Consider the following 26744-nt stretch of genomic DNA (forward strand, 5'->3'; position numbering starts at 1 on the left):
AGCCTTATACATGAACACTATGAACGTAATTATTGCCGATGACCATCCGATCGTACTGTTCGGTATTCGTAAGTCACTTGAGCAAATTGAGTGGGTGAACGTCGTTGGCGAGTTTGAAGACTCCACGGCCCTTATCAACAATCTTCCGAAGCTGGACGCCCATGTGCTGATCACCGATCTGTCCATGCCCGGTGACAAATACGGCGACGGGATCACGCTGATTAAATACATCAAGCGCCACTTCCCGGATCTGTCGATCATTGTTCTGACCATGAACAACAATCCGGCGATCCTCAGCGCGGTGCTGGATCTGGATATCGAAGGGATCGTCCTCAAGCAGGGGGCGCCGACCGACCTGCCAAAAGCGCTGGCCGCGCTGCAGAAAGGGAAGAAATTCACCCCGGAAAGCGTCTCTCGCCTGCTGGAAAAAATCAGCGCCAGCGGCTATGGCGATAAACGCCTGTCGCCGAAAGAGAGCGAAGTGCTGCGCCTGTTCGCCGAAGGTTTCCTGGTAACCGAGATCGCCAAAAAGCTTAATCGCAGCATTAAAACCATCAGCAGCCAGAAGAAATCGGCGATGATGAAGCTGGGCGTCGAAAACGACATCGCCTTGCTGAACTACCTCTCTTCCGTCTCGCTGAGCGCGACGGACAAAGAGTAATCTCTTCGCCCTCTCCGTCTCGCCCCGGCGAGACGGAGCTCCCCATTATTCCCGCCCTTTACGCACCCGCGCCGCATATACCGTCAGCGTTTGCTTCAGTACGTCGAGGGTGACCGGCTTGGACAGACAACTGTCCATCCCCGATTCCAGACAGCGCTGCTTCTCTTCCGCCAGGGCATTGGCCGTTACGCCAATCACCGGCAGCGTCAGGCCAAGCTGACGAATGCGCTGCGTCAGGCGATAACCATCCATATTAGGCATGTTGACGTCGCTGAGCACGATATCGATGTGCTGCTTGCTGAGGACGTTGAGCGCGTCGATCCCGTCGTTCGCGGTCACGCACTGGTAGCCGAGCGAACCCAGCTGATCCGCCAGCAGGCGGCGGTTGATCGGGTGATCGTCGACCACGAGGATCATCATGTCGTCGTTATTGCCGGCCTGCGCCTCCGGGGCCATCAGCGCCGGGCTATTTTCCGCACTGGCGAGCGCAACATGGAAAATACGCCCCAGCAGCGGCAGCAGTTCGTGGGGAGTCGTCACGCTGTGCAGCCATTCGCCGGCGGACCGCTCCTGCGGAATACCGATATGACGGCGACAGAAGATGACCATGGCCCTTCCCTGCCATCCGCTCAGCGCCTCATCGTCAGTGAGTAAGACATCCTCGGCGTCCGGCGTTTCGCCGGCATGGCGGCGGACCGTCAGGCCGTGGTAGCTGAGCAGCGAGGTGACGAACATCGCCAGCGAAGTGTTATGAATCGCCAGCCAGCAGGTCTTGCCAGCGAAACCGTCTCTGCTCACCGGTGAGGTATTCTGCACGCCATACAGAGGAATACGGATGGTAAAGCGGCTACCCATCCCCGGCTCGGTTTCGACAGCAATATCGCCATCCATCATGCTGATCAGTTTTTCACAGATCGCCAGGCCAAGGCCGGTGCCCTGAAAATTGCGCTGCACGCCGGTCCCCACCTGGAAGAAAGGATCGAAGAGGCGCAATACCTCTTTCGCCGGGATCCCTTCTCCGGTGTCGCGAACGCTAATCTGCAGATAATCCCCCGCGCACTGGACGTGCAGGACAATACAGCCAGTATCGGTGAACTTTATCGCATTGCTGAGCAGATTTGAGATCACCTGCTGCAGGCGCATCGGGTCGCCGGACATTTGTTCCGGAACGTCCGGCTCGATAAAGCAGTACAGGCCCAGCTGCTTGCGCACCACCAACGGCAGATAGTTAGCGGAGATATGGTTCATGACTTCGCGCGGAGAGAACTCCCGCGGCTCGATCTTCAACTGCTCGGACTCGATTTTCGAGAAATCAAGAATATCGCTGATGATTTTCAGCAGCAGGCTGGAGGAGTTGTTCATCGCCGTCACAAGGCGATCGACGCCTTTCGGCAACGCTTTGGTCTGCAGCAGATCGAGGTTACCGATGATGCCATACAGCGGGGTACGCAGCTCATGGCTAACGGTCGCCAGGAACATCGATTTCGACTGGCTGGCCTGCTCCGCCGCCTGGGCCATCTCCTGCAGCGACTCCTCCATTTTCACGCGGGCGGAAACGTCCACCAGCACGCAAATGGCGACGTTTTCATTGCGATAGCGTGAATGAACAAAGCTAATCTGCAGGTTGGTATGGTTGCTGGTCAGCACGTCGACAAAATTGACCTGCTGGCCGCAGATGATCTGCGTCAGCCGCTGGCGGTCCTCGTGGGTCAGCATGTTCAGGTAGTTGTGCGCCAGTTCATTACTGAGAATATTGGTCCCGTCGGCAGTGCGCAGAATACAGATCCCTACCGGGGCAGAAGCCACAATTTTGCGGTTGAACTGCTCGTGCTCTTCCAGGCGCTGGGCGTCATTCTCCGCGGGGATAAAAATGCGCCGCTCATACATCCGCGCCAGCGCGAACAGCATCGCGCCGCTGAGGATATTAAGAACGATAGCATTGATGATCAGCATACGGATCCGCTCCAGCACCTGATCTACCGAGACGGAATAGACGATGCTCAGGGAGGACGGCGAGAGGCTTTTTTTCAGCACCAGCTCGCGGAAACCTGAACTGTAGCCAAACCACATCCGCTCCTGCATCCACTTCGCTTCGCTCTGGATTTTACCTTCCGCACCGGCCAGCGAAATCAGCGGCTGCCCGTTATCGTCAAAGATCGTCACGCTCATCGGCAGGCTGCCCGGCGTAAAGAAGCTTTCCATGCGGATGGTCTGCTCCACGCCCAGCATCGCCTGCAGGCGATTGGCCATATAGACCGGCGTCAGGGCGTAAAAATAGCCCACCCCGGGGCGAACGCCCTGGCTTATCCAGAACAGGTTGTTGCCGCGCTCGTTTTGCGGCGCGTTGCGATATTGCTCTATGCGCTGATGCAGGACTTTCAGCGCCTGATCGCGCTCAATCGGCACGTCCCGCAGGCCAAAGTTGGCCATGCAGAGGTTATCGCTGCCGATGAGAAAGATGCGGTTAAGGTCGTAGGCGGCAGTAAAATTATCCCGCCAGTAGCGCATAAACCATGCCAGCGACTGCAGCGAATTACGCCAGGTGGCGCTCATCGCGCTGCAGTCGGAATCGGGGTACAGGGGTTCAAAGTTGGGCACCGCCATATCGCCGTTTTGCCCTTGCGCTACCGCGTCCCCTGCCGACAAGCGGTTACCGGCGACATACTTCAGCTCTTTCATTACATCCGCGGTACGCTGGATATAGCGCTGGGCCTGATCGGCGTTGAGATTAAGCTCCTGATGGATTTCGGCTTCCCGCTCGTGCAGCGCGTTGACGATATAAAACACAGAGACAAACGCAATAAGCAGCCACAGCAATACCGCCAGCGCTCTGAACAGATAACGTGAAACCTTCAGGGTTGTATGAAAAGAGGCAAGATATTTCAATGTGGCGATGCTCGGCCGTCAGGGACTCAACAGAATGCGGTTAAGGTAGCGGTAAATGCCCGGCGTCGCAATGCCCTCTCTTGATGGGAATATGATACATCCCCGAGAAACCTGTGCTGCGACCCTCGATAATCGACATTTGCATGAGAAGAACTACATGGATGTCTATATGCACTGGTTAAAAAGGATATACCCACGTCGCTTACGCAATCAAATGATTCTGATGGCTATCCTGATGGTCATTGTGCCGACGCTTTCTATTGGTTATATCGTAGAAACCGAAGGCCGGTCAGCGGTGTTATCTGAAAAAGAGAAAAAATTATCGGCCGTCGTACACCTGCTCGACGAGGCGCTGGGCGAACGCTTCAGCCAGCATAGTCAGCTGTCGCGCGCTGAACGGATCCGCATGCTGAATGCGGAATTGTCGCCAGTCACCGAACGCATCACCCACGCGTTTCCGGGGATTGGCGCCGGCTATTACAACAAGGCGCTGGACGCCATTATCACCTACGCCCCTTCGGCGCTGTATCAAAACAACGTCGGGGTGACTATCGCCGCCGATCATCCCGGACGGGAGGTTATGCGCGCCAACGCCCCGCGGGTGTTTTCCGGCAGGCAGGTGCGCGGCGATATCCTCAATTCCATGATTCCGATAGCGCGCCATGGCGAAGTTCTCGGTTATATCTGGGCCAATGAGCTGACGGAGGATATTCGCCAGCAGGCCTGGAAGATGGATGTCCGGATCATTGCTGTTCTGGCGGCCGGGCTTATCAGCAGCCTGTTGCTGATCGTCCTCTTTTCGCGCCGCCTGAGCGCCAATATCGACATCATCACCGACGGTCTGCCTACGCTGGCGCAAAAAATTCCCGCGCAGTTGCCCGATCTGCCCGGCGAACTGGGGCAGATCAGCCGCAGCGTCAACGCGCTGGCGCAAACATTGCGGGAGACCAAAACCCTTAACGACCTGATTATTGATAACGCCGCCGACGGCGTTATCGCCATCGACAGAGAGGGGAATGTCACCACCATGAACCCGGCGGCGGAGATCATCACGGGCTACAAACTGGATGAGCTGGTCGGGCAACCCTATGCGACCTTATTCGCCAACACCCACTTTTATAGCCCGGTGCTGGATACCCTGGCGCACGGCACAGAGCATCTGGCGCAGGAGGTCAGTTTTCCTGGCCGTGACCGCACGATTGAGATCAGCGTCACCACCAGCCGCATCCATAACGCCAACGGCGAACTGATCGGCGCGCTGGTTATCTTCTCCGATTTAACCGCCCGCAAAGAGGCACAGCGTCGCCTGGCGCAAACGGAGAGACTCGCCACGCTGGGGGAGCTGATGGCGGGCGTCGCGCATGAGGTGCGCAACCCGCTCACCGCCATCCGCGGCTACGTGCAGATTATTCGCCAGCAGACGACCCTGCCGGTGCATCAGGAGTATCTGTCGGTAGTCCTTAATGAAATTGATTCGATCAATAAGGTCATCCAGCAGCTGCTGGACTTTTCCCGCCCACGGCAAAGCCAGTGGCAGCAGGTGCAGCTCAAAGCGCTAATTGAGGAGGCGCTGATCCTGGTGCAAACCTCCGGAGTCCAGGCGCGGATCGACTTTAGTACGCAATTCGACGCCGAGCTGCCCGCGATCGTCGCCGATCGCGAACTGCTTAAACAGGTGCTCCTGAATCTGTTAATCAACGCGGTACAGGCGATCGGCGCGCGCGGTGAAATCCGCATCCGCACCTGGCGCGATACGTCAACGCATCTGGCGCTGACCATCGAAGACAATGGCTGCGGTATCGACAGCGATGTGCAAAAAAAGATCTTCGATCCGTTCTTCACCACCAAAGCATCAGGAACTGGTCTCGGGCTGGCGCTAAGCCAGCGCATTATCAACGCGCATCAGGGCGATATCCGTGTGGCTAGCCAGCCGGGATGCGGCGCGACCTTTACCCTTATTTTACCGATTAACCCGCAGGAAACCTCGTCAGAATGAAAACCAGCTACCGTATTCTTATCGTTGATGACGAAGATAACGTTCGCCGTATGCTTGCCACCGCGTTTTCGCTACAGGGGCATGAGACCCACTGCGCCAGTAATGGTCAGGCGGCGCTGCAACACTTTGCCGACACGCCGCCCGACGTGGTGCTGATGGATATCCGGATGCCGGAAATGAACGGAATTGAGGCGCTGAAAGTGATGCGCGCGCAGCAGCCGCGGATCCCCATCATTCTGATGACCGCTTACGCCGAAGTGGAAACCGCAGTCGAAGCGTTGCGTAGCGGCGCATTTGATTATGTGATTAAACCATTTGATCTTGATGAGCTTAACCTGCTGATTCAGCGGGCCTTACAGCTACAGGCGATGAAGCAGGAGATCCGCAGCCTGCATCAGGCGCTGAGCACCAGCTGGCAGTGGGGACATATCCTGACCAACAGTCCGCGGATGATGGATATCTGCAAAGACACGGCGAAAATCGCCCTTTCGCAGGCCAGCGTGCTGATTTGCGGCGAAAGCGGCACCGGAAAAGAGCTGATTGCCCGCGCCATTCACTACAACTCCCGGCGGGCAAACGGCCCCTTTATCAAGATAAACTGCGCCGCCCTGCCCGAATCGCTGCTGGAGAGCGAACTGTTTGGCCACGAAAAAGGGGCGTTTACCGGCGCACAAACGCAACGTCAAGGGCTGTTTGAACGCGCCCATCAGGGAACGCTGCTGCTGGACGAAATCGGTGAAATGCCGCTGGTGTTGCAGGCTAAGCTGCTGCGGATCCTGCAGGAAAGAGAGTTTGAGCGTATCGGCGGGCAGCAAACCATTCAGGTGGATATCCGTATCGTTGCCGCCACCAACCGCGATCTGGCGGCGATGGTAAAAGAGGGAACCTTTCGTGAAGATCTGTTTTACCGGCTGAACGTGATCCATCTGCTGCTTCCGCCCCTGCGCGAGCGGCGGGAGGATATCGCCCTGTTAGCCAACCACTTTCTACAGAAATTCAGCGCGGAAAATCAGCGCGATATGATTGAGATCGATCCCGCCGCCATGTCGCGGCTTACCGCCTGGCCGTGGCCGGGCAACATCCGCGAATTATCCAATGTGATTGAGCGCGCGGTGGTAATGAGCACCGGCGCAGTAATTTTCGCTGAAGATCTGCCCGCCCCATTCCGCCAGCCGGTGAGCAAAGGCGGCGAAGTAAAAGCCGCGCAGCCAGGGGAGCGCAACCTGAAAGAGGAGATTAAGCGTGAAGAGCGGCGAATTATTATGGAAGTGCTGGAACAGCAGGAGGGAAACCGCACGCGCAGCGCATTAATGTTAGGCATCAGCCGACGCGCGTTGATGTACAAACTGCAAGAGTACGGTATCGATCCGGCCGGCCTTTAGTACCAGAATCTGCTATGCAGAATTTTGCACAGTGCGCAAAATTCTGCATAACGCCCGCCAATATTCCTGCGCACCGCAGGGAAAATAAAAGTTCATATTCAGTAAGTTAACGAATTTCCTTCCGACGAATCAATCCTGGCATCCCGCTTGCTATTCCCTCTGCGTACCCAAAATGGAGTATGCAAAGGGAAACATAATGAAAACAAAACTGATTAGCTTACAGAACGCCTCTGGCTTCTTTCGTGACGGCATGACCATCATGGTTGGCGGTTTTATGGGGGTAGGCACCCCGCCCCGCCTTGTGGAAGCCCTGCTTGAATCCGGCGTCAGAGACCTGACGCTCATCGCCAACGATACCGCATTTGTCGATACCGGCGTCGGCCCGCTGATCGTTAATGGTCGGGTGAGCAAAGTCATCGCTTCTCATATCGGCACGAATCCGGAAACCGGACGGCGGATGATAACCCAGGAGATGGAGGTTCAACTGGTTCCGCAAGGCACCCTGATTGAACAAATCCGCTGCGGCGGCGCAGGGCTGGGCGGGTTTCTCACCCCGACCGGCGTCGGCACCGTGGTGGAGGAAGGGAAGCAAACGCTCCAGCTTGACGGTAAAACCTGGCTGCTGGAACGCCCACTGCGTGCGGATTTGGCCCTTATCCGCGCCCATCGCGCCGACCCGCTCGGCAACCTGACCTACCAGCTCAGCGCCCGTAATTTTAACCCCCTCATTGCTCTCGCCGCCGACATTACGCTGGTTGAGCCTGACGAAATGGTGGCGACAGGCGAGCTGCTTCCCGACCAGATCGTCACCCCGGGCGCCGTTATCGACCACATCGTCATTCCACAGGAGAGCAAATAATGGATGCTAAACAACGTATTGCGCGCCGCGTGGCGCAAGAGCTTCGTGATGGCGACGTCGTAAACTTAGGGATTGGCCTGCCGACGATGGTCGCCAATTACCTGCCGGAAGGAATTAACATCACGCTGCAATCGGAGAACGGCTTTCTCGGGCTGGGTCCCGTCACAACCGTCCACCCGGATCTGGTGAATGCTGGCGGACAGCCCTGTGGAATAGTGCCCGGGGCGGCGATGTTCGATAGCGCGATGTCGTTCGCGCTGATTCGCGGCGGTCACGTCGACGCCTGCGTCCTCGGCGGGCTGCAGGTGGATGAACAAGCCAACCTCGCCAACTGGGTAGTGCCCGGCAAAATGGTGCCCGGCATGGGCGGCGCGATGGATCTGGTGACCGGCTCGCGCAAAGTAATCATCGCCATGGAACACTGCGCCAAAGACGGTTCCGCGAAGATCCTGCGCCAGTGCACCATGCCGCTGACCGCCCAGCATGCGGTTCATGTGCTGGTCACTGAACTGGCGGTATTCCGCTTTATTGATGGCCGGATGTGGCTGACTGAAATCGCCGAAGGGTGCGCCCCTGAAACTCTGCGGGCGAAAACCGAAGCACGCTTCGACATTGCCGCAGATCTGCTGATCCAGCGGGGTGGCGCATGATTGGCCGTCTCTCACGCTTTATGACGCGGGTCGTCAGCCGCTGGCTTCCTGATCCGCTGATCTTCGCGATGCTGCTGACCCTGCTGACCTTTGGCATTGCCCTCTGGCTGACGCCGCAAACGCCAATCAGTATGGTGAAATTCTGGGGCGACGGCTTCTGGAACTTGCTGGCGTTCGGCATGCAGATGGCGCTGATTATCGTCACCGGTCACGCGCTGGCCAGTTCCGGCCCGGTTAAAAGCCTGCTGCGCGCCGCCGCTTCCGCCGCGAAAACGCCCGTTCAGGGCGTGATGCTGGTGACTTTCTTTGGCTCCGTCGCCTGCGTGATCAACTGGGGATTTGGCCTGGTGGTCGGGGCGATGTTTGCCCGTGAGGTCGCCCGTCGCGTGCCCGGCTCCGATTATCCGCTGCTGATTGCCTGCGCCTATATCGGTTTTCTCACCTGGGGCGGCGGCTTTTCCGGCTCCATGCCCCTGTTGGCGGCGACGCCGGGCAACCCGGTCGAACATATTGCGGGCTTAATCCCGGTCAGCGATACCCTGCTCACCGGATTCAACATCTTCATCACGCTCGGGCTTATCGTGGTAATGCCGTTTATCACCCGCATGATGACGCCAAAACCGTCCGATGTAATCAGCATCGATCCGAAACTGCTGCTGGAAGAGGCCGATTTTCAGAAGAAACTGCCGGCTGACGCCCCGCCGTCGGAAAAGCTGGAAGAGAGCCGCATCCTCGCGCTGATCATTGGCGCGTTGGGGATTGCTTATCTGGCGATCTACTTCGCCGAAAAGGGATTCAACATCACCATTAACACCGTCAATCTGATGTTTATGATCGCCGGTCTGCTGCTGCACAAAACGCCGATGGCCTATATGCGCGCCATCAGCGCCGCCGCGCGCAGCACCGCCGGTATCCTGGTGCAATTCCCCTTCTACGCCGGGATCCAACTGATGATGGAACACTCCGGCCTCGGCGGTCTTATCACGGAGTTTTTCATCAACGTCGCCAACAAAGACACCTTCCCGGTGATGACCTTCTTCAGCTCCGCGCTGATTAACTTCGCCGTGCCGTCGGGCGGCGGCCACTGGGTTATCCAGGGGCCGTTTGTGATACCTGCCGCTCAGGCGTTAGGGGCCGACCTCGGTAAATCGGTGATGGCGATCGCCTACGGCGAGCAGTGGATGAACATGGCGCAACCGTTCTGGGCGCTGCCCGCGCTGGCCATTGCCGGACTCGGAGTACGCGACATTATGGGCTACTGCATCACCGCCCTTCTCTTCTCTGGGGTCATTTTTGTCATTGGTTTGACCTTGTTCTGACGGCCCCCCTCACTTTTAAGGAATTAAGATGAAAAATTGTGTCATCGTCAGCGCGGCGCGTACCGCAATCGGCAGTTTTAACGGCGCGCTGGCGACCACCAGCGCCATCGACCTCGGCGCTACGGTAATTAAGGCAGCCCTTCAGCGCGCGCAACTCGATCCTCAGCGCGTGGATGAAGTGATTATGGGCAACGTCCTACAGGCCGGTCTCGGGCAAAACCCGGCCCGCCAGGCGCTGCTCAAAAGCGGTCTTGCCGAGACGGTATGCGGCTTTACCGTTAACAAAGTGTGCGGCTCCGGCCTCAAAAGCGTGGCGCTGGCCGCGCAGGCGATTCTGGCCGGACAGGCGCAAGCGCTGGTCGCAGGCGGTATGGAAAACATGAGCCAGGCGCCGTACCTGCTGGACGCTAAAGCCCGCTGGGGCTACCGTCTCGGCGACGGGCGGCTCTCCGACGTGATCCTGCGCGACGGTCTTATCTGCGCCACTCACGGTTATCATATGGGGATCACCGCAGAAAACGTTGCTAAGGAATACGGCATCAGCCGGGAAATGCAGGATGAGCTGGCGCTGCTTTCACAGCGTAAAGCGCTTGCCGCCATCGATTCCGGCGCATTCCGGGCCGAAATTGTGCCGGTCAGCGTCACCTCCCGTAAAAAAACGACCATTTTTGAACGTGATGAGTTTCCTAAAGCCGACTCTACGACAGAAGGGCTTGCCGCTTTGCGTCCGGCCTTCGACAAGTCTGGCACAGTAACGGCAGGTAATGCTTCCGGCATTAACGACGGCGCGGCGGCGCTGGTGGTGATGGAAGAATCCGCAGCGCTGGCAGCGGGATTAAAACCTCTTGCACGGATCAAAGCCTGGGCCAGCGGCGGCGTCGCGCCGGCGTTAATGGGGATGGGGCCGGTTCCCGCTACGCAGAGAGCGCTGCAACTGAGCGGACTGACACTTTCTGATATCGATCTGATCGAAGCCAACGAAGCGTTTGCCGCACAGTTCCTTGCCGTGGGTAAGACGCTGGGTTTCGATCCGCAGAAGGTGAACGTCAACGGCGGGGCAATCGCCCTTGGACACCCTATCGGCGCCAGCGGTGCGCGTATTCTTGTGACCCTGCTGCATGCCTTGTCAGCGCACGATAAAACGCTCGGTCTGGCCACGCTGTGCATCGGCGGCGGTCAGGGCATCGCGATGATTGTGGAAAGGATAAATTAACCCCCCTTTGCCGAGTGCTTTGTCATTCGGCAGCCCATCGTTACGCAGTATATTCAGAACGAAAAAAAGGGAGGCCAGGCCTCCCTTCTGTGCGATATCACAATACGGAATTACTCGTCGGCGTCATCCGCGACATCATCATCGGTATCCGCTTCCGGGGCGATATCGTCATCGCCTTCCGCCGCGCTACCATCGATGGCATCCAGCTCTTCATCATCCACCGGCTCAGCCACGCGCTGCAGACCCACCACGTTTTCATCTTCCGCGGTGCGGATGAGGATCACGCCCTGGGTGTTACGGCCCACGATGCTCACTTCGGAAACGCGGGTACGCACCAGCGTCCCGGCGTCGGTGATCATCATGATCTGATCGCAGTCATCCACCTGCACGGCGCCGACCACGGAACCGTTACGCTCGGTGACTTTGATCGAAATAACGCCCTGGGTGGCACGCGACTTGGTCGGATACTCCGCCGCCGCGGTACGTTTACCGTAACCGTTTTGCGTCACCGTCAGGATCGCGCCTTCGCCGCGTGGAATAATCAGCGAGACGACGCTGTCGTTTTCCGCAAGCTTAATACCGCGTACGCCGGTGGCGGTACGGCCCATGGCGCGAACGGCGTCTTCTTTGAAGCGTACAACCTTACCGGCCGCGGAGAACAGCATCACTTCATCCTGACCAGAGGTCAGATCGACGCCGATCAGCTCATCGCCTTCGTTCAGGTTGACCGCGATGATACCGGCGGAACGCGGACGGCTGAACTCGGTCAGCGCGGTTTTCTTCACGGTACCGCTGGCGGTGGCCATAAAGACGTTGACGCCCTCTTCGTACTCGCGGACCGGCAGGATGGCGGTAATGCGCTCATCGGCTTCCAGCGGCAGCAGGTTGACGATCGGCCGACCGCGCGCGCCGCGGCTGGCTTCCGGCAGCTGATAGACCTTCATCCAGTACAGACGGCCGCGGCTTGAGAAGCAGAGGATGGTGTCATGGGTGTTAGCCACCAGCAGGCGGTCGATAAAGTCTTCTTCTTTAATGCGCGCTGCCGATTTGCCTTTACCGCCACGACGCTGTGCTTCGTAGTCGGTCAGCGGCTGATACTTCACATACCCCTGATGCGACAGGGTGACCACCACATCTTCCTGGTTGATCAGATCTTCGATGTTAATATCAGCGCTGTTGGCGGTGATTTCGGTACGACGTTCGTCGCCGAACTGGTCGCGGATCAGCTCCAGCTCTTCGCGAATCACTTCCATCAGACGGTCGGCGCTGCCGAGAATGTGCAGCAGCTCTGCGATCTGCTCCAGCAGCTCTTTATATTCGTCGAGCAGTTTTTCATGCTCAAGGCCGGTCAGTTTCTGCAGACGCAGATCCAGAATCGCCTGAGCCTGCTGCTCGGTCAGGTAGTATTTACCGTCGCGCACGCCGAACTCTGGTTCCAGCCATTCCGGACGCGCGGCGTCATCCCCGGCGCGCTCCAGCATCGCCGCGACGTTACCGAGATCCCACGCCTGGGCAACCAGCGCCGTTTTCGCTTCTGCCGGGGTCGGCGCGCGACGGATCAGTTCGATAATCGGGTCGATGTTGGCCAGCGCAACGGCCAGCGCTTCGAGGATATGCGCCCGGTCGCGCGCTTTGCGCAGTTCGAAAATCGTACGACGGGTCACCACTTCACGGCGGTGGCGTACAAACGCGGCGATGATGTCCTTCAGGTTCATGATCTTCGGCTGACCATGGTGCAGAGCTACCATGTTGATGCCGAAGGAGACCTGCAGCTGGGTCTGGGAATAGAGGTTGTTAAGCACCACTTCCCCTACCGCATCGCGCTTCACTTCAATCACGATGCGCATCCCGTCTTTATCAGACTCGTCACGCAGCGCGCTGATGCCTTCCACGCGTTTTTCTTTGACCAGCTCGGCGATTTTCTCGATCAGGCGCGCTTTGTTCACCTGATACGGAATTTCGTGCACGATGATGGTTTCGCGGCCGGATTTCGCGTCCACTTCCACTTCCGCGCGCGCGCGGATGTACACTTTACCGCGACCGGTGCGGTAGGCCTCTTCGATGCCGCGACGGCCATTGATAATGGCGGCGGTCGGGAAATCAGGGCCAGGAATATGCGCCATCAGCCCTTCAATGCTGATGTCTTCATCGTCAACATACGCCAGACAGCCGTTAATCACTTCCGTCAGGTTATGCGGCGGTATGTTGGTGGCCATCCCTACGGCGATCCCGGAGGCGCCGTTCACCAGCAGGTTAGGAATTTTGGTCGGCATGACGTCCGGAATACGCTCCGTACCGTCATAGTTGTCGACGAAATCGACCGTCTCTTTTTCAAGATCGGCCATCAGCTCATGAGCGATTTTCGCCAGACGAATTTCGGTATAACGCATCGCCGCGGCGGAGTCGCCGTCGATGGAACCAAAGTTACCCTGGCCGTCCACCAGCATGTAACGCAGCGAGAACGGCTGCGCCATACGCACGATGGTGTCGTATACCGCGGAGTCGCCGTGCGGGTGGTATTTACCGATTACGTCACCAACGACACGGGCTGATTTTTTATAGGCTTTGTTCCAGTCATTGCCCAATACGTTCATGGCGTAAAGTACGCGACGGTGTACCGGCTTCAGGCCATCTCGGACATCCGGCAGCGCACGGCCAACAATGACCGACATCGCATAATCCAGATAAGAGTTCTTAAGCTCTTCCTCAATGTTGACCGGTGTAATTTCTCTCGCAAGGTCGCTCATCTAACCGCTATCCCTCTACTGTATCCCGGATTCAAAGGTCGCAAATTATAACACAGCCGCGCTAATAGAGGTAAAGCAATACGGTTTATTCATGGCGCGCTGCTGATATACTCGCAGGTCTGAACAGAAAAGGAGTAAAAGCGCCCATGAATGCCGAAAAAACGTCGGTAGCCCCTAATGTCGATCATGCTGAAATCGCCAAATTCGAAGCCGTCGCCTCGCGCTGGTGGGATCTGGAGGGCGAGTTCAAACCGCTCCACCGCATCAACCCGCTGCGGCTGGGCTATATTGCCGAACGCTCCGGCGGCCTGTTCGGTAAAAAAGTCCTCGATGTCGGCTGCGGCGGCGGCATCCTCGCCGAGAGCATGGCGCGCGAAGGCGCGACGGTCACCGGGCTGGACATGGGGGCCGAACCGCTGCAGGTCGCCAGGCTGCACGCCCTGGAGAGCGGTATTCAGGTAGACTATGTTCAGGAAACAGTTGAGGAACATGCCGCGAAGCACCCGCAGCAGTATGACGTCGTGACCTGCATGGAGATGCTGGAGCACGTCCCCGACCCGCAGTCGGTGGTGCACGCCTGCGCGCGGTTAGTGAAGCCCGGCGGCCAGGTCTTCTTCTCCACCATCAACCGCAACGGCAAGGCCTGGCTGATGGCGGTAGTCGGGGCGGAATATGTCATGAAGATGGTGCCCAAAGGCACTCATGATGTGAAGAAGTTTATCAAGCCGGCCGAGCTGCTGGGCTGGGTAGATCAGACTACTCTGAAAGAGCAGCATATCATCGGTCTGCATTACAATCCGCTGACCAATACCTTCAAGTTAGCGCCGGGGGTTGATGTTAACTATATGTTGCATACAACCGCCAAACAGGACTGAGGTCAGCACCTCCGCTTATGATGATTGCGCGGCATCAAGCCGCGTGATTATTTCTTCCGATGAAGAAATCAGCACTCGATCAAATTTTCATTTTTTTTCTGTTTTATTGACTTCTTCTCCAGGCCTTATGCGACGTGGACTTGCGGATTATTACCCTTCCGCAACCTCAATTTAACGTCAAAATCAACCCTTGTACTCAAAAGATTCCTTACTAAAATACTCACCATATAGCGTTTCTTTTATCGACAACCCCCTACATATAGTATTTATCCACAGAGTTAGTCACAACGGCCTTCTGTGGATAAACGGGGGATATTTTCTTTCACGGACAGGTAAAATCCACATGAATCAGAGTCTGCTGGTGACAAAGCGCGACGGGACCACCGAGCGCATCAATCTCGACAAAATCCATCGCGTACTGGATTGGGCGGCAGAAGGACTGAATAACGTTTCGATTTCCCAGGTAGAGCTGCGCTCCCATATCCAGTTCTATGACGGCATCAAAACCGCGGACATCCACGAAACCATTATTAAAGCCGCTGCGGATCTGATCTCCCGCGACGCGCCGGATTACCAGTACCTCGCCGCGCGTCTGGCGATTTTCCATTTGCGTAAAAAAGCCTTCGGTCAGTTTGAGCCGCCGGCGCTCTACGATCACGTGGTGAAGATGGTCGAGAAAGGTAAATACGATCATCATCTGCTGGAAGACTACACGGAAGAAGAGTTCCAGCAGATGGACGGTTTCCTCGACCACTGGCGCGACATGAACTTCTCCTACGCAGCCGTTAAGCAGCTGGAAGGCAAGTATCTGGTACAAAACCGCGTCACCGGCGAAATTTATGAGAGCGCGCAGTTCCTCTATATTCTCGTCGCCGCTTGCCTGTTCTCGAACTATCCGCGCGAAACGCGTCTGGACTATATCAAGCGTTTCTACGACGCGGTGTCCACCTTTAAAATCTCGCTGCCGACGCCGATCATGTCCGGCGTGCGTACCCCAACCCGTCAGTTCAGCTCCTGCGTGCTGATCGAGTGCGGCGACAGCCTGGATTCCATCAACGCCACCTCCAGCGCGATTGTGAAATACGTTTCCCAGCGCGCCGGCATCGGCATCAACGCCGGGCGCATTCGCGCGCTGGGCAGCCCGATCCGCGGCGGCGAAGCCTTCCACACCGGCTGCATTCCGTTCTACAAGCATTTCCAGACCGCGGTGAAATCCTGCTCGCAGGGCGGCGTACGCGGCGGCGCGGCAACCCTCTTCTACCCAATGTGGCATCTGGAAGTGGAAAGCCTGCTGGTGCTGAAAAACAACCGTGGTACCGACGCCAACCGCGTTCGTCACATGGACTACGGGGTACAGATCAACAAGCTGATGTACACCCGTCTGCTGAAGGGCGGCGATATTACCCTGTTCAGCCCTTCCGACGTCCCGGGCCTGTATGACGCCTTCTTCGCCGATCAGGACGAGTTTGAGCGCCTGTACACCCAGTACGAGCAGGACGACAGCATTCGTAAGCAGCGTATTAAAGCCGTTGAGCTGTTCTCGCTGATGATGCAGGAGCGCGCCTCTACCGGCCGCATCTATATCCAGAACGTCGACCACTGCAACACCCACAGCCCGTTCGATCCGGTAGTCGCCCCGGTGCGTCAGTCTAACCTGTGCCTGGAGATTGCTCTGCCGACCAAACCGCTGGAAGATGTCAACGACGAAAACGGCGAAATCGCGCTGTGCACCCTGTCGGCCTTCAACCTCGGGGCTATCGACAGCCTCGACGAGCTGGAAGAGCTGGCGGTGCTGGCGGTGCGTGCTCTGGATGCGCTGCTCGACTATCAGGATTACCCCATCCCGGCGGCTAAACGCGGTGCGATGGGGCGTCGTACGCTGGGTATCGGCGTGATCAACTTCGCTTACTATCTGGCGAAGCATGGCAAACGCTACTCCGACGGCAGCGCCAACAACCTGACGCACAAAACGTTCGAAGCGATTCAGTACTATCTGCTGAAGGCCTCTAACGAGCTGGCTATCGAGCAAGGCGCCTGCCCGTGGTTCAACGAAACCACCTATGCGCAGGGCATCCTGCCGATCGATACCTATAAGAAAGATCTGGACGGCATCGTCAGCGAACCCCTGCACTACGACTGGGAAGCATTGCGCGAATCCATTAAAACCCACGGCCTGCGCAACTCCACGCTCTCCGCGCTGATGCCGTCCGAGACCTCGTCGCAGATCTCCAACGCCACCAACGGCATTGAGCCGCCGCGCGGCCACGTGAGTATCAAAGCGTCCAAGGACGGTATCCTGCGCCAGGTGGTGCCGGATTACGAAAACCTGCAGAACGCCTACGAGCTGCTGTGGGAGATGCCGAACAACGACGGTTATCTGCAGCTGGTGGGTATCATGCAGAAGTTTATCGACCAGTCGATCTCTGCCAACACTAACTACGATCCGACGCGCTTCCCGTCCGGAAAAGTGCCGATGCAGCAGTTGCTCAAAGACCTGCTCAACGCCTATAAATTCGGCGTCAAAACGCTGTACTATCACAACACCCGTGATGGCGCTGAAGACGCCCAGGATGACCTGGCCCCGTCCATCCAGGACGACGGCTGCGAAAGCGGCGCTTGTAAGATCTAAGGTATTTTTGCCGGGTAACGCTACGCTTACCCGGCCTACGTTTGTGTAGGCCCGGCCAACCCATTCCCGCCGGGCAATACAGTTCAACAGGACTCACTTCAATGGCATACACCACTTTTTCACAGACGAAAAACGATCAGCTGCTGGAACCTATGTTTTTTGGCCAGCCGGTTAACGTGGCCCGCTACGATCAGCAAAAATACGACATCTTTGAAAAGCTGATTGAAAAGCAGCTCTCCTTCTTCTGGCGCCCGGAAGAGGTTGACGTTTCCCGCGATCGCATCGACTACCAGGCGCTACCGGAACACGAAAAACATATTTTCATCAGCAACCTGAAGTACCAGACGCTGCTCGACTCCATCCAGGGCCGTAGCCCGAATGTGGCGCTGCTGCCGCTGATCTCCATCCCGGAGCTGGAGACCTGGGTAGAAACCTGGGCCTTCTCCGAGACCATTCACTCGCGTTCGTACACTCACATCATCCGCAACATCGTCAACGACCCGGCGACCGTGTTCGACGACATCGTCACCAACGAGCAGATCCAGAAACGTGCGGAAGGCATCTCTCACTATTACGATTCGCTGATCGAGATGACCAGCTACTGGCATCTGCTGGGCGAAGGCACCCACACCGTCAACGGCAAGACCGTGACCGTGAATCTGCGCGAGCTGAAAAAGAAACTCTATCTGTGCCTGATGAGCGTTAATGCCCTGGAAGCGATCCGCTTCTACGTCAGCTTCGCCTGCTCCTTCGCCTTTGCCGAACGCAAACTGATGGAAGGCAACGCCAAAATTATCCGCCTGATCGCCCGCGATGAAGCGCTGCACCTGACCGGCACCCAGCATATGCTGAACCTGCTGCGCTCCGGCAGCGACGATCCGGAAATGGCGGAAATCGCCGAAGAGTGCAAGCAGGAGTGCTATGACCTGTTCGTGCTGGCGGCGCAGCAGGAGAAAGAGTGGGCGGACTACCTGTTCCGCGACGGCTCGATGATCGGCCTGAATAAAGATATTCTCTGCCAGTACGTCGAGTACATCACCAATATCCGCATGCAGGCGGTGGGCCTCGATCTGCCGTTCCAGACCCGTTCCAACCCGATCCCATGGATCAACACCTGGCTGGTCTCCGACAACGTTCAGGTGGCGCCGCAGGAAGTGGAAGTCAGTTCTTATCTCGTCGGCCAGATCGATTCTGAAGTCGATGCCGACGATCTGAGTAACTTCCAGCTGTAATGAAGCGGATCTTCCTGAAAATCTCTGACACTCGCCTTGAGTGTCAGGATGAACACCCTTCCCTGCTGGCGGCGCTGGAGTCGCATAATATCAACGTCGAATATCAGTGCCGCGAAGGCTACTGCGGCTCCTGCCGCACGCGTCTGGTCTCCGGCCAGGTTGACTGGCTGACCGAGCCGCTGGCCTTTATCCAGCCGGGAGAAATTTTGCCCTGCTGCTGCCGGGCGAAAGGCGATATTGAGATCGAGATGTAGTCTTGTCAGGTGGCGCTACGCTTACCTGACCTACTGTTCCAGGACCGGCCGTTTACGCACTGCCGCCCTGGGCTGCTGAAACTGCCGGTGTTGACGGCCTCAAAATCGCTGAGACGTTCCCGGAAGGCCGGGGCAGCCCGCATGGATGCGGGCTGAGGGCCGTGTTTTGCATGGACGCTACCTCGGCCCGACCCGAAGCCTGCAGGGATAAGTCGAAGGGACCGCGCAGCGGCGATTTTGCTGGCCGGAGCCCGGGGGTACAGGGGGAGGCGGCGACTGGCCTCCCCCTGTGCGCTCCCTGCGCTATGAAAGGCATAACGCAGAAGAAATATCGGGAGCGCAATCTTCCAGGAAATAACATAGAACAAACGTTATTCCCGGGTCGAAATCGTTGCACGCCGAGAACAGTGTCAACAAAACCGCAGTTCGTACGCCGGGTAAGGCGTAGCCGCCACCCGGCTTTTTAGTGTTTCGCGTCCAGGAACTGCACCGCTTTATCCGGGAAATCGGTAAATAAGCCGTCGACGCCCGCCTGGTTATACAGCACGTCATAGAGCTGATTAACGTTAGTCGCGTACTCCGGCAACTGATCCGCGCGCACGGTGTACGGATGCACCTGCAGATGGCTGGCATGCGCCTCTTTCACCATCGCCGTCAGCTTCACCGCCCCCGGCTTCGAGCCTTCCGCTACCAGCATATGGTAATCCGGGCCGATGCCGTCCGCGTACTGCGCAATCTGCGCCATCGCCCCTGGCTTGAACATCCAGTCATAGCTGTAGTTCACCCACTTACCATCGGCCTGTTTCTGCTGGGTTTCATTCCAGTCGGTATAGGCGATGAGCTGCACCAGATTGAGATCCATCCCCATCTTCGGCTCCAGCTCATTTTTAATGCGTTTGAGCTCGTTGGCGTCAAAGCACTGCAGATAAACCTTATCCTGCTTGCTGGTATAGCCATATTCCTTCAGCACCTTCAATGTGCTGGCGGCAATATCTTTGCCTTCCTGGTGGTGGAACCACGGCGCTTTGATTTCCGGGTAGATACCGATGTTTTTGCCGGTGGAATGGTTCAGCCCCTGGACAAACTCAATCTCCTCTTCAAAGGTATGAATACGGAAATCGGATTTGCCCATCGGGAATCGCCCGGGATAGGTTTGCACGTTCTTACCATTTTTCGGCTCAAAACCTTCGGTGAACTTCAGCGACTTAATCTCGTCCAGGGTAAAGTCAATGGCGTAGAAACGGCCATCTTTACGCGCCCGCTGCGGGAAACGCTGCGCAACGTCAGTCACCCGATCGAGATAGTGGTCGTGTAACACCACCAGCCGGTCGTCTTTGGTCATCACCAGGTCTTGCTCAAGGTAATCCGCCCCCTGAGCGTAAGCCATCGCTTTCGCCGGCAGGGTATGTTCCGGCAGATACCCGCTGGCGCCGCGGTGGGCGATGACCATTTTATCAGCCGCTGTCGCGCTGAAGCACAGCGCCGAACTGGACAGAATCATTCCGCTCATCAGCGCGGTAAGTTTCATTTTCATCGCCGCTCCTTAGGCTTGTTTCAGCTGTTGGTGATGGCGACGTTCACCGAGCATCACGATAACCAGCAGGATAACCGCCAGCACGCTGCCGCCGATCATCACCATAAAGCCGCCGTCCCAGCCGAAGAAATCGACGGTGTAGCCGACGATAGCGCTCGCGGCCACGGAACCGCCAAGATAGCCGAACAGGCCGGTGAAGCCCGCGGCGGTCCCGGCGGCTTTTTTCGGCGCCAGCTCGAGGGCATGCAGACCAATCAGCATCACCGGGCCGTAGATCAGGAAGCCAATGATGATCATACAGGCCATATCGACGCCCGGATTACCCGGCGGGTTCAGCCAGTAAACGACAGTGGCGATGGTCACCAGGGTCATAAAGAACACGCCGGTGGCGCCGCGGTTGCCTTTAAACACTTTGTCCGACATCCAACCGCACAGCAGCGTGCCCGGGATCCCCGCGTACTCGTACAGGAAATAGGCCCAGGAGGATTTATCCAGCGCGAAGTGTTTAACTTCTTTCAGGTAGGTCGGCGACCAGTCGAGAATGCCGTAGCGCAGCAGATAAACGAAGACGTTAGCGATAGCGATGTACTACAGCAGCTTGTTCGGCAGAATGTACTGCATAAAGATCTGCTTCGCCGTCAGCTCTTCTTCGTGCTTTTCGCTGTAATCGTCCGGGTAGTCGTTTTTATATTCTTCAATCGGCGGCAGACCGCAGGACTGCGGGGTGTCGCGCATCATTGCGAAGGCGAAAATCGCCAGCAGAATGGCGCCGAATGCCGGCATATACAGCGCCGCGTGCCAGTCGTTAAACCACGCCATCCCTAACAGGAACAGCAGCGGCGGAATGCCGCCGCCGACGTTATGCGCGCAGTTCCACACCGAGACAATCCCGCCGCGCTCTTTCTGCGACCACCAGTGCACCATGGTCCGGCCGCACGGCGGCCAGCCCATCCCCTGGAACCAGCCGCAGAGGAACAGCAGCACGAACATTATCATGATGCTGGACGTCGCCCACGGCACGAAGCCCATCACCAGCATCACCAGCGCGGCGAGGATCAAGCCAGCCGGCAGGAAAATGCGCGAATTCGAGCGGTCAGAGACCGATCCCATGATGAATTTCGAAAATCCATAGGCGATGGAGATACCGGAAAGGGCGAAGCCGAGGTCGCCACGAGAGAACCCCTGCTCGATAAGATAAGGCATCGCCAGGGCAAAGTTCTTACGAACCAAATAGTAGGCGGCATAACCAAAAAAGATGCCAATAAAAATCTGCCAGCGTAATCGGCGATATAGCGGGTCAATCTCCGCTGCTGGCAAACGCGCTTTATGCGCGGCGGGTTTAAAAATACTTAACATATCAGCCTCCGTGGCCCTTGCTGTTTTCTACTGACGTCACGACAAAATCCCAGATTAATCACCAACTTCAAATATGGTCGCGATGGTAGGCAATACGTAGAGTTGATACTGTGAAACATCGCACAATTTGTTACAGAAATATGACAAAACGTTCCAATGTGAGCACGAAATCACATAACACGCTCAAATAACGCGCGAATATGCTCGAAATCAAACAATAACCTTACTAATTGTGGCTAAATGGCGTAAAACGAAAGCAGAGGAGCTGAAGATGACGGGACGTCTTGATAGCGAGGTCATTATCATCGGCGGCGGAGCAACCGGCGCCGGTATCGCCCGCGACTGCGCCCGGCGCGGATTACGAACGCTGCTCATTGAGCGCCATGATATCGCCACCGGGGCGACCGGCCGGAATCATGGACTGCTGCACAGCGGCGCCCGCTACGCGGTGACCGACAACGAATCCGCCCGCGAATGCATCAGTGAGAACCGCATCCTGCGCCGCATCGCCCGCCACTGTATTGAACCGACCAATGGGCTGTTTATCACCCTGCCTGAAGATGACCTGGCATGGCAGCAAACCTTTATCGACGCCTGTCAGCAGGCTGGCATAGAGGCCACGCCGCTCTCGCCGCAGGAAGCGCTGCGCCGGGAGCCCGCCGTCAACCCGACGCTGCTGGGCGCGGTGCAGGTCCCGGACGGTACCATCGACCCGTTTCGCCTCACCGCGGCCAATATGCTCGACGCCCGCGAACACGGCGCGCAGATCCTTACCGGCTGCGAAGTAACAGGCCTGCTGCGCCGGGGCGATCGCGTCTGCGGCGTCCAGGTATACGACCGCCAACTTCACCAGGCCCGCACTCTGTACGCCGGGATGGTGGTTAACGCCGCCGGGATCTGGGGGCAGCGTATTGCGGAATATGCCGACCTGCGCATCACCATGTTCCCGGCGAAGGGATCGCTGCTGATCCTCGATCATCGGATTAACAACCTGGTGATCAACCGCTGCCGTAAGCCGGCCGACGCCGATATTCTGGTGCCCGGCGATACCATCTCGCTGATCGGCACTACCTCAATGCATATCCCTTATGACGAAATTGACGACAACCGGGTAACAGCGGCGGAGGTCGATACCCTACTGCGCGAAGGGGAAAAGCTGGCGCCGGTCATGGGCCGCACCCGGATCCTCCGCGCCTACTCCGGCGTCCGCCCGCTGGTGGCCAGCGATAACGATCCCAGCGGGCGCGGCGTCAGCCGCGGCATCGTCCTGCTCGACCATGCCCAGCGTGACGGTATGGAAGGCTTCATTACTATCACCGGCGGCAAGCTGATGACCTATCGCCTGATGGCCGAGTGGGCCACCGACGCCGTCTGTCGTAAGCTGGGAAACACCACCCCCTGTACCACGGCCGAAGCCCCGCTGCCCGGTTCACAGGAGCCAACGGAAAGTACCCTGCAAAAGATTATCTCCCTCCCCACCCCGCTGCGCGGCTCGGCCGTCTACCGTCACGGCGATCGCACCCCGTCCTGGCTTGGCGACAGCCGCCAGCACCGTAGCCTGGTCTGCGAATGTGAAGCCGTCACTGCCGGTGAAGTGAAATACGCGGTGGAAAACCTGGCGGTCAACACCCTGCTCGACCTGCGCCGCCGCACCCGGATTGGCATGGGGACCTGTCAGGGGGAACTCTGCGCCTGCCGCGCTGCCGGACTGCTGCAGCGCTTTAACGTCACCACGCCCGCGCAGTCGTTAACCCAGCTCTCGGAATTTCTCAATGAACGCTGGAAGGGCGTGCAGCCCATCGCCTGGGGCGATGCGCTGCGCGAAAGCGAATTCACCCGCTGGGTCTACCTCGGCCTGTGCGGATTGCCACAGGAGCACCGGGATGAAGTTTGATTGCGCGATTATCGGCGGCGGGCTCGCCGGCCTGCTGTGCGGGCTGGCCCTGAATCAGCACGGCCTGCGCAGCGTCATCATCAGCCGCGGGCAGAGCGCGCTGCATTTTTCCTCCGCGTCGTTAGACCTGCTCTCGGCGCTGCCCAACGGCGATAACGTCACTGACGTCGCACAAGGTCTGCAGCAACTCGCTGAACAGCTTCCTGAACACCCTTATTCCCGTCTCGGCGCCGAGGCGGTGCTCGAATACGCGACACAGACCGAAGCCCTGCTGGCCGCCTGCGGCGCGGTGATGCAGGGCGATGCGCGCCGGCCGCACCGGCGGGTAACGCCGCTGGGGACGTTGCGCCCGGCATGGCTGTCGCCCCTTGAGGTGCCTGTCGCGCCCCTGCCGTCGCAGGGCGCCTGTCTGGTGGGGATCAGCGGCTTTGCTGATTTTCAGCCGCATCTCGCCGCCGCCGCGCTCGGTCAACACGGAGTTACCGCCGCGGCGGTGGAAATCGAGTTACCGCTGCTGGATGTGCTGCGTGACAACCCGACCGAGTTTCGCGCCGCCAATATCGCCCGCGTCCTGGATGATGAGAATATGTGGCCGGCCCTGCATGCAGCGCTGCTACCGCTGGCGCAGCAGTATGACCTGCTGATCATGCCCGCCTGTTTTGGCCTCGCCGACGATCGCCTGTACCACTGGCTGCAGGCGCGTCTACCCTGCCCGCTGCGTCTGCTGCCGACGCTGCCGCCTTCGGTTCCCGGGATGCGTTTGCATTCTCAGCTGCAACGCCAGTTCATTCGCGAGGGCGGCGCCTGGCTCGCAGGCGATGAGGTGGTGAAAATCAGCCATCGACAGAACGCCGTCGAGGCGGTCTGGACGCGAAATCACGGCGATATTGCGCTGCGTCCGCGCTTTACCGTGCTGGCCAGCGGCAGCTTTTTCAGCAACGGTCTTGTCGCCACTCGCGATAGCGTGCGCGAGCCGATCCTCGGCCTCGACCTTCACCAGACCCTGCCACGGGAAAGCTGGTACCAGCGCGATTTCTTCGCCTCACAACCATGGCAGCGCTTCGGCGTGAAAACCGATGCCCTGCTGCGCCCCCTGCTGGGCGGGCAGCCGTTCCATAATCTGTTCGCCATCGGCTCATTGCTCGGCGGGTTCGATGCCATTCAGCTCGGCTGTGGCAGCGGCGTCTGCGCCGTTACCGCGCTGCACGCCGCCAGACAGATCCACGCCCTTGCCGGAGGCCGGCCATGAACGATACCCGTTTTGAAAGCTGCATTAAGTGCACGGTCTGTACCACCACCTGCCCGGTAAGTCGGGTCAATCCGCGCTATCCCGGCCCGAAACAAGCGGGGCCGGACGGCGAACGCCTGCGTCTGAAGGATGGCGCGCTGTACGACGAGGCGCTGAAGTACTGCATTAACTGCAAGCGCTGCGAGGTCGCCTGCCCGTCGGATGTGAAAATTGGCGATATCATTCAACGCGCCCGGGCACAGTACGGCCAGCAAAAGCCGACCCTGCGCGACGCCATCCTCAGCCATACCGACCTGATGGGTACCCTTTCCACCCCCTTTGCCCCCCTGGTCAACGCCGCCACCGGCTTAAAACCGGTGCGCCGTCTGCTCGACGCGACGCTCAACATCGATCACCGGCGTACGCTGCCGAAATATGGTTTCGGCACCTTCCGCCGCGCTTACCGCCAGCTCGCCGCCCGTCAGAAGCAATACAGCGAACAGGTGGCTTTCTTTCACGGCTGCTACGTCAACTATAACCATCCACAGTTGGGTAAAGATCTCATTCGCGTCGTCAACGCGCTGGGTACCGGGGTGCAGTTGTTATCAAAAGAAAAATGCTGCGGCGTACCGCTGATCGCCAACGGTTTTTTCGACAAGGCGCGTAAGCAGGCGCAGAGCAACGTCGCCGCGATGCGGGAAAACACGCTACCGATCATTGCCACCTCCTCGACCTGCGCCTTTACGCTACGTGATGAATACCCCCATCTCCTCGATGTCGATAACAGCGATCTTCGCGATCGGGTCGAGCTTGCCACCCGCTGGATCTGGAAACAGCTGGCTGCCGGCAGGACGCTACCGCTGCGCCCGCTGCCGCTGAAAGTGGTCTATCACACCCCGTGTCATATGGAAAAGATGGGCTGGTCGCTGTATACCCTCGAGCTGCTGCGGCTGATCCCCGGCCTGCAGCTGGAGGTGCTGGATTCCCAGTGCTGCGGCATCGCAGGCACCTACGGGTTTAAAACTGAGAATTACGCGGTATCCCAGGCTATCGGCGCCCCGCTGTTCCGTCAGATTGAGGAGAGCGGGGCCGACCTCGTCGTCACCGACTGCGAGACCTGCAAATGGCAGATTGAGATGTCCACCAGCAAACGCTGCGAGCATCCGCTGACGGTGCTGGCGCAGGCGCTCGTCTGAGCCCAGCGCCAGCCTGTGCCGTCAATAGCTCGTTTTCTCTTGCGGCTGGGCGCTGTCAGATTTAAACATCGCCAGCCGGCGGTCCAGCGCCTGGGTATACAGCATGGTATCCACCCCGACGGCGACAAAGTTGGCCCCCCAGGCAAGACATTTTTCCGCCATCGCCGGGTCAACCGCCAGAAATCCGGCCGCTTTCCCCGCCGCGCGAATGCGCCGGATGCTCTGCTCGATCACCCGCTGCACGTCAGGGTGACCGGCATCGTCCGGGTAGCCCAGCGAGGCGGAGAGATCCGCCGGACCGATGAACACCCCGTCAATGCCGTCCACCTCGAGAATAGCGTCCAGGTTCTCCAGCGCGGTTCGGCTCTCGACCTGAATCAGCAGACAAAGTTCGTCATTCGCCTCCGCCATATAATTCTCCACCCTTCCCCAGCGCGCCGCTCTCGCCACGCCGGCGCCAACGCCGCGGCTCCCGATGGGGGGATAACGGGTCGCTGAGACCACCTCCCGAGCCTGCTCGGCGGTATCGACCATCGGCACCAGCAAGGTTCTGGCGCCAATATCCAGCACCTGTTTTATCAGGCTGCGGTTGCCCTCGACCGGGCGAATGACCGGCTGGCTGGCATAGGGGGCAATCGCCTGCAGCTGATGATAAAGGTCCTGAATGGTGTTCGGGGCATGCTCGCCGTCGATCAGCAGCCAGTCGTATCCCGACGTCGCAGCGATCTCCGCCATGTAGGATGAGGTGGAGCTCAGCCACAGGCCGATTTGCGTCTCACCGCGTAATAATCCCCGTTTGAAGGGGTTAGATAACAGTGCGTTCATAGCGATTC

At 58.3% G+C, this 26744-nt stretch carries 18 protein-coding genes and 1 pseudogene; 14 read left to right on the top strand and 5 right to left on the bottom strand.

From position 1 onward, the window contains the following. Positions 1 to 10: 10 nt before the first annotated feature. Positions 11 to 661, top strand: a complete 651-nt coding sequence (gene rcsB, locus BHE81_RS11260) for a response regulator transcription factor RcsB (protein WP_002913007.1) — start codon at positions 11 to 13, stop codon at positions 659 to 661. A 45-nt stretch (positions 662 to 706) separates the two neighbouring features. Here the strand turns inward: rcsB and rcsC are convergent, their stop codons facing one another. Next, complete coding sequence (gene rcsC, locus BHE81_RS11265; protein ID WP_002913009.1) at positions 707 to 3547, bottom strand: two-component system sensor histidine kinase RcsC; 2841 nt, start codon at positions 3545 to 3547, stop codon at positions 707 to 709. Between the two features lie 169 nt (positions 3548 to 3716). On the opposite strand from rcsC, the gene atoS reads away from it, so the two are divergent. The 6 genes from atoS (at position 3717) to BHE81_RS11295 (ending at position 10966) form a co-directional block, all read left to right on the top strand. Next, on the top strand, positions 3717 to 5543 hold the full coding sequence (gene atoS, locus BHE81_RS11270; protein WP_032424147.1) for a two-component system sensor histidine kinase AtoS: 1827 nt from the start codon (positions 3717 to 3719) through the stop codon (positions 5541 to 5543). Next, entirely contained in the window at positions 5540 to 6925 is a 1386-nt protein-coding gene (gene atoC / locus BHE81_RS11275; RefSeq protein WP_004184948.1) for an acetoacetate metabolism transcriptional regulator AtoC, read from the top strand. The genes atoS and atoC overlap by 4 nt, the downstream gene beginning before the upstream one ends. Positions 6926 to 7121: 196 nt before the next feature. Then, positions 7122 to 7784: an acetate CoA-transferase subunit alpha gene (gene atoD, locus BHE81_RS11280; protein WP_004184954.1), complete on the top strand. Its 663-nt coding sequence runs from the start codon at positions 7122 to 7124 to the stop codon at positions 7782 to 7784. Further along, complete coding sequence (locus BHE81_RS11285) at positions 7784 to 8434, top strand: 3-oxoacid CoA-transferase subunit B (protein ID WP_023158524.1); 651 nt, start codon at positions 7784 to 7786, stop codon at positions 8432 to 8434. Before atoD ends, BHE81_RS11285 begins: the two co-directional genes overlap by 1 nt. Continuing rightward, positions 8431 to 9753 carry a TIGR00366 family protein gene (locus BHE81_RS11290; protein WP_004184957.1) on the top strand — a complete coding sequence of 441 codons (1323 nt, stop codon included), beginning with the start codon at positions 8431 to 8433 and terminating at the stop codon, positions 9751 to 9753. Before BHE81_RS11285 ends, BHE81_RS11290 begins: the two co-directional genes overlap by 4 nt. Before the next feature lie 28 nt (positions 9754 to 9781). Continuing rightward, positions 9782 to 10966, top strand: coding sequence for an acetyl-CoA C-acetyltransferase (locus BHE81_RS11295; protein WP_004899541.1), 1185 nt, complete (start codon positions 9782 to 9784; stop codon positions 10964 to 10966). Positions 10967 to 11076: 110 nt separating this feature from the next. On the opposite strand, the gene gyrA is transcribed toward BHE81_RS11295, so the two are convergent. After that, positions 11077 to 13713: a DNA topoisomerase (ATP-hydrolyzing) subunit A gene (gyrA, locus tag BHE81_RS11300; protein ID WP_004184961.1), complete on the bottom strand. Its 2637-nt coding sequence runs from the start codon at positions 13711 to 13713 to the stop codon at positions 11077 to 11079. A 146-nt stretch (positions 13714 to 13859) separates the two neighbouring features. On the opposite strand from gyrA, the gene ubiG reads away from it, so the two are divergent. The 4 genes from ubiG to yfaE all read left to right on the top strand — a co-directional run bounded on the left by ubiG (position 13860) and on the right by yfaE (position 18703). Next, a complete protein-coding gene (gene ubiG / locus BHE81_RS11305; RefSeq protein ID WP_002913014.1) occupies positions 13860 to 14588 on the top strand; it encodes a bifunctional 2-polyprenyl-6-hydroxyphenol methylase/3-demethylubiquinol 3-O-methyltransferase UbiG in 729 nt (242 codons plus the stop codon). 343 nt (positions 14589 to 14931) lie between these two features. Next, entirely contained in the window at positions 14932 to 17217 is a 2286-nt protein-coding gene (gene nrdA / locus BHE81_RS11310; RefSeq protein ID WP_002913016.1) for a class 1a ribonucleoside-diphosphate reductase subunit alpha, read from the top strand. Positions 17218 to 17318: 101 nt separating this feature from the next. After that, positions 17319 to 18449 carry a class Ia ribonucleoside-diphosphate reductase subunit beta gene (gene nrdB, locus BHE81_RS11315; RefSeq protein ID WP_004140835.1) on the top strand — a complete coding sequence of 377 codons (1131 nt, stop codon included), beginning with the start codon at positions 17319 to 17321 and terminating at the stop codon, positions 18447 to 18449. Next, on the top strand, positions 18449 to 18703 hold the full coding sequence (yfaE, locus tag BHE81_RS11320) for a class I ribonucleotide reductase maintenance protein YfaE (protein ID WP_004140836.1): 255 nt from the start codon (positions 18449 to 18451) through the stop codon (positions 18701 to 18703). Before nrdB ends, yfaE begins: the two co-directional genes overlap by 1 nt. Before the next feature lie 463 nt (positions 18704 to 19166). On the opposite strand, the gene glpQ is transcribed toward yfaE, so the two are convergent. Together glpQ and glpT are read right to left on the bottom strand one after the other, a co-directional pair. Beyond that, positions 19167 to 20237: a glycerophosphodiester phosphodiesterase gene (glpQ, locus tag BHE81_RS11325; RefSeq protein ID WP_014907172.1), complete on the bottom strand. Its 1071-nt coding sequence runs from the start codon at positions 20235 to 20237 to the stop codon at positions 19167 to 19169. Between the two features lie 9 nt (positions 20238 to 20246). Then, positions 20247 to 21593, bottom strand: a pseudogene (gene glpT / locus BHE81_RS11330) (glycerol-3-phosphate transporter). A gap of 271 nt (positions 21594 to 21864) precedes the next feature. Between glpT and glpA the strand changes: the two are divergent. From glpA to glpC, 3 genes are read left to right on the top strand one after another with little or no spacing between them, the layout of a single operon-like run. After that, positions 21865 to 23487 carry an anaerobic glycerol-3-phosphate dehydrogenase subunit A gene (glpA, locus tag BHE81_RS11335; protein ID WP_004214634.1) on the top strand — a complete coding sequence of 541 codons (1623 nt, stop codon included), beginning with the start codon at positions 21865 to 21867 and terminating at the stop codon, positions 23485 to 23487. Beyond that, positions 23477 to 24736: a glycerol-3-phosphate dehydrogenase subunit GlpB gene (gene glpB, locus BHE81_RS11340; protein ID WP_023342671.1), complete on the top strand. Its 1260-nt coding sequence runs from the start codon at positions 23477 to 23479 to the stop codon at positions 24734 to 24736. Before glpA ends, glpB begins: the two co-directional genes overlap by 11 nt. Beyond that, a complete protein-coding gene (gene glpC / locus BHE81_RS11345; protein WP_002913041.1) occupies positions 24733 to 25911 on the top strand; it encodes an anaerobic glycerol-3-phosphate dehydrogenase subunit GlpC in 1179 nt (392 codons plus the stop codon). Before glpB ends, glpC begins: the two co-directional genes overlap by 4 nt. Before the next feature lie 21 nt (positions 25912 to 25932). Here the strand turns inward: glpC and yfaU are convergent, their stop codons facing one another. Continuing rightward, positions 25933 to 26736 carry a 2-keto-3-deoxy-L-rhamnonate aldolase gene (gene yfaU, locus BHE81_RS11350; RefSeq protein ID WP_004899554.1) on the bottom strand — a complete coding sequence of 268 codons (804 nt, stop codon included), beginning with the start codon at positions 26734 to 26736 and terminating at the stop codon, positions 25933 to 25935. Positions 26737 to 26744 lie beyond the last annotated feature (8 nt).

The organism is Klebsiella sp. AqSCr (assembly GCF_008452795.1).
GTDB classification, from domain to species: Bacteria; Pseudomonadota; Gammaproteobacteria; order Enterobacterales; family Enterobacteriaceae; genus Klebsiella; species Klebsiella pneumoniae.

Coding starts and splice junctions, on each gene's coding strand:
- rcsB (WP_002913007.1), top strand. CDS start 11: ATGAACACTATGAACGTAATTATTGCCGATGACCATCCGATCGTACTG.
- atoS (WP_032424147.1), top strand. CDS start 3,717: ATGCACTGGTTAAAAAGGATATACCCACGTCGCTTACGCAATCAAATG.
- atoC (WP_004184948.1), top strand. CDS start 5,540: ATGAAAACCAGCTACCGTATTCTTATCGTTGATGACGAAGATAACGTT.
- atoD (WP_004184954.1), top strand. CDS start 7,122: ATGAAAACAAAACTGATTAGCTTACAGAACGCCTCTGGCTTCTTTCGT.
- BHE81_RS11285 (WP_023158524.1), top strand. CDS start 7,784: ATGGATGCTAAACAACGTATTGCGCGCCGCGTGGCGCAAGAGCTTCGT.
- BHE81_RS11290 (WP_004184957.1), top strand. CDS start 8,431: ATGATTGGCCGTCTCTCACGCTTTATGACGCGGGTCGTCAGCCGCTGG.
- BHE81_RS11295 (WP_004899541.1), top strand. CDS start 9,782: ATGAAAAATTGTGTCATCGTCAGCGCGGCGCGTACCGCAATCGGCAGT.
- gyrA (WP_004184961.1), bottom strand. CDS start 13,713: ATGAGCGACCTTGCGAGAGAAATTACACCGGTCAACATTGAGGAAGAG.
- ubiG (WP_002913014.1), top strand. CDS start 13,860: ATGAATGCCGAAAAAACGTCGGTAGCCCCTAATGTCGATCATGCTGAA.
- nrdA (WP_002913016.1), top strand. CDS start 14,932: ATGAATCAGAGTCTGCTGGTGACAAAGCGCGACGGGACCACCGAGCGC.
- nrdB (WP_004140835.1), top strand. CDS start 17,319: ATGGCATACACCACTTTTTCACAGACGAAAAACGATCAGCTGCTGGAA.
- yfaE (WP_004140836.1), top strand. CDS start 18,449: ATGAAGCGGATCTTCCTGAAAATCTCTGACACTCGCCTTGAGTGTCAG.
- glpQ (WP_014907172.1), bottom strand. CDS start 20,237: ATGAAAATGAAACTTACCGCGCTGATGAGCGGAATGATTCTGTCCAGT.
- glpA (WP_004214634.1), top strand. CDS start 21,865: ATGACGGGACGTCTTGATAGCGAGGTCATTATCATCGGCGGCGGAGCA.
- glpB (WP_023342671.1), top strand. CDS start 23,477: ATGAAGTTTGATTGCGCGATTATCGGCGGCGGGCTCGCCGGCCTGCTG.
- glpC (WP_002913041.1), top strand. CDS start 24,733: ATGAACGATACCCGTTTTGAAAGCTGCATTAAGTGCACGGTCTGTACC.
- yfaU (WP_004899554.1), bottom strand. CDS start 26,736: ATGAACGCACTGTTATCTAACCCCTTCAAACGGGGATTATTACGCGGT.